Origin of the sequence: Micromonospora globispora (genome assembly GCF_003857015.1) — a bacterium.
Lineage (GTDB): Bacteria > Actinomycetota > Actinomycetes > Mycobacteriales > Micromonosporaceae > Micromonospora > Micromonospora globispora.
Genome location: NZ_QGGF01000743.1, coordinates 1 through 1270 on the forward strand (window position 1 = coordinate 1; position 1270 = coordinate 1270).

Annotated in this window: 1 protein-coding gene and 1 pseudogene; both read left to right on the top strand. The window is 74.1% G+C overall.

The window, feature by feature from the left end; translation table 11 throughout:
* Nucleotides 1-406, top strand: a 406-nt coding sequence (locus DKL51_RS33150; RefSeq protein ID WP_148097930.1) for a GNAT family N-acetyltransferase, incomplete at its 5' end; no start/stop codon positions are given.
* Nucleotides 407-511: 105 nt separating this feature from the next.
* Nucleotides 512-1270: pseudogene (locus DKL51_RS33155) on the top strand (Rho termination factor N-terminal domain-containing protein); the annotation flags it as partial.

Genomic DNA, 1270 nt, shown 5'->3' on the forward strand with positions numbered 1-1270 from the left:
CCTGCCGCCGGTCCGGCTGGCCGCCGCGCCGTCGGAGGACTGGCTCGCGGTGGCCGCGGGCCGCAAGGGTGGCCTGCCGGACGCCGCGCGCCACGTGCTCACCGCCGTGGACCAGGTCCGCTTCGCCGAGGTGTACGTCGACGGCGCCCTGCTCGCCGTCGGCCGCGGTACGGTCACCGGCCAGCGACGCTGGCTCGGTCTCACCCTGATCGAGGTGCTGCCGGAGGCCCGCCGGCAGGGGCTGGCCGGCCGGGTGATCCGGTCCCTGGTCGACTGGGGCGCGGCGGCCGGAGCCACCCACGCCTTCCTCCAGGTGGAGCAGCGCAACAACCCGGCCGTGGCCCTCTATCGGGGTCTCGGCTTCACCACGCACCACACCTACCTGACCCGGGTCGCCCCGCACTGATTTCGGCACCGGTGTAATGGGTTTCGGCAGGTCATCCCGGGTACCGAAACGGCAGACGCGGCACGAGGCACGTCGCCGTACCCCGGATCAGGAAGGACCTGCTCGATGGCGAAGCAGAGCACATCAGGGCGCGCAAGCGGCTCGACGGCGACGAAGAACGTCCCCGGCAACCAGACCCCGAACACCCCTGACATCAACGAGAGCGAGATCGCCCGCCTCAAGGTCGACCAGCTCCGCGACCGGCTCCGCCGCCGCGGCATCACCGGCACCGCCGAGATGCGCAAGGACGACCTCGTCAAGGCGCTGATCAAGGCGCTGCGCGAGGGCCGTAAGACGACCCGCTCCGGCAGCGGCTCGCGCAGCGGATCCACCGGCGGTACGGGTACGACCACGCGCCGCAGGTCCGGCTCCGAAGGCGGCACCACCGCGCGCCGCAGGTCCGGGTCCGAAAGCGGCACCACCGCGCGCCGCACCTCGGGCGGTTCCGGGACCCGCCGCCGCGGCTCCGGCGAGCAGCCCGGCAACCAGACCCCGAACACCCCGGAGATCAACGAGAGCGAGATCGCCCGGCTGAAGGTCGACGAGCTCCGCGAACAACTGCGCCGGCACGGCGTGACGGGCACCTCCGGCATGCGCAAGCCGGAACTGGTCGACGCGCTGATCCAGGCCCTGACGTCTGGTCGTCCCAGTGGGGCCACCTCATCCGGCCGCCGGACCGGACGCACCCGCGGGGACCGGTCGGAGGCGGCCGGTGAGCGGGCGGCGGCCATCCCGATGCCGGCGGCTCCGCAGCCCCGCCCGGCCGTCGCGCCCGAGGTCGCCACGTCGGGGACAGCCGAGGCCGACACGGCACCGGAGGCCGGC